The sequence below is a fragment of the uncultured Mobiluncus sp. genome (genome assembly GCF_902488535.1).
Taxonomy (GTDB): domain Bacteria; phylum Actinomycetota; class Actinomycetes; order Actinomycetales; family Actinomycetaceae; genus Mobiluncus.
In genome coordinates, this window is sequence record NZ_CABTWO010000044.1 from 1 (window position 1) to 2,103 (window position 2,103).

1 protein-coding gene and 1 pseudogene are annotated in these 2,103 nt (G+C 57.5%); both read right to left on the minus strand.

What is annotated here, in order from left to right:
* Positions 1–638 (minus strand): annotated as a pseudogene (locus RDL66_RS08940) (glucose-6-phosphate isomerase); the annotation flags it as partial.
* Between the two features lie 94 nt (positions 639–732).
* Positions 733–2,103: 6-phosphofructokinase (locus tag RDL66_RS08945; protein ID WP_308536644.1), on the minus strand; the 1,371-nt coding region annotated here is incomplete at its 5' end.

Sequence of the window (2,103 nt, forward strand, 5' to 3'; positions counted from 1 at the left end):
TCCAGGGTGGTGAAAGTCTTGGAAGCGATGATGAACAGGGTCGTTTCCGGATCCAGGTCGCGGGTTTTTTCCATAATGTCCGTGGGGTCAATGTTGGACACAAAACGGCATTCCAGGCCAGGCTTCACGTAAGGCCGCAACGCCTCGTAAGCCATGTAAGGCCCCAGGTCAGAACCTCCAATACCGATATTGACCACGGTCTGGATACGTTTGGAACTGACCCCAACCCAAGACCCGTCACGCACCGCGTCGGCGAAGTCGTAAATTCGCCCCAAGACCTCGTGAACATCGGCAATGACATCCCTACCGTCCACCATCAGCTGGGTTCCGGCGGGAGCTCGCAGCGCGGTGTGCAGCACCGCTCGGTTTTCCGTGTTGTTGATGTGTTCGCCGTTGAACATGGCCTCACTCAAGTCGCGCACGCCGGCCTGGGTGGAAAGCTCCAAGAGTTTTTCAAACACCGCCCCGGTAATCAGGTTCTTTGACAAATCCACGTGCAAATCCGCGGCCGAGAATGAGAGATTCTCCGCCCTGGCGGGATCGGCTGCAAAAGCTTTGCGCAAATCCAGGTGGAATCCCGCGGCCATCGCATTGAGGTCTTTCCATGCTGCCAGGGTGGTGGGGTCTTTCGTTTCCATTGAGTTTTCCCTTTCTGTTCGATAGTTTGCCCGGGATCGGGTTGCGTTGCTGTTCTTACGGTTGGTGGTGCGTCATCTCAATCAAGTGCGACAGTTATGACTTCGGTCCGCTCATGTCAATGACCGGCAGGGGGAAGTCTTTGATTGGCGGGTTGGAGCTGGCCATCGCTTCAATCAGGGGTCGCAAGCCCATCCACCATTGGTTGATGGGACGGCGCTTCTCCGGATCAACTTGTTTCTCCATCTGAGAAATGTCGTGGTAGGACATCTGGCCGTTTTCCTCGCCGATATATTCGATGGCGCATTGCCCGGAATCCAGGGCGGCATCAATGTGACGCATCGTTTCCCACATCAGCCGCACCGCGAGGAGCCGGTCAAAAGGAGAGGGGGCCCCGCCCTGCTGCAGATACCCTACCGCGTCGATACGAACGTCAAAGCAGCCCTGAGACTCCTGTTTGAACACGTTGGCCATGAATTTCATGTCATAGTTTCCCCCCGCCAGTTCGTTGCGAACCACGAGGGCGAGGCGACGGCCTTTTGCGAACGCGTCACGCATTTCGGTGGCGTGTTTACCTAACGTCTCCAGGCTAATCGGTTCCTCTTCGAGGTAAACTCGCTCCGCTCCGGCGGCGATTCCGCTCATTAGCGCTAGGTAGCCGCAGTGGCGTCCCATGGTTTCGGTGATGAAGCAACGTTTTGAGGCGGCAGCCGATTCTTTCATCAAGTCCATAGACCACACCGCGTTGTTCAGCGCGGTGTCAGCCCCGATTGAGATTTCGGCTCCCGGAAGGTTGTTGTCGATGGACGCCGGGACGATGACCATCGGTATCTTTAGGGCCGGGTAATGTTTCAGTTCTCCGCTGATGGCTTGGGCGGACAGATAGGCGTTGTAGCCCCCAATCAGCACCAGCGCATCGATATGGTGGTTTTCAATCGAGCGGCCAATCGCATAGAACTGTTCTACCGTGGGCACCTCACGCTTCGTTCCCAGCTCGGCGCCGCCCTGAAAGTCCCAGCCTTCTACGTCTTTCCAGAGCAGTTTGCGAACCTTGCCGTCAATGAGCCCTTCCCAAGAACCCTCTATACCCAAGACTTCCAAGCCGCGTTGCAGTCCGAAACGAACCGCGGCTCGAGCGGCCATATTCATCCCCGGAGCCAAGCCTCCCACGTGCATCACCGCAACTTTTTTCGCCTTGCGGGGCAAAGGTTTCAGCAGCGAGGGCGGGGTGGACAAGACCCGGAAAATCTCTACCATGTCGGTAAAGGAAGTCCCCCGCGAGGCGATCGCCTGATCATATTCCCCGGCCTTAATCAGATCGCGAACGTTCAAGGTCGCTGCCACGGTCTGAGTCAGGTCCAGCCGGGCAATCCGGTTGTAGCGCACCCCCATAACTTTGGCCGGATCCCCCGGTTTCGCCGCAAGCACGTCCTGCACCGCGGCATACCCCAGCAGGGTGGGCATCCA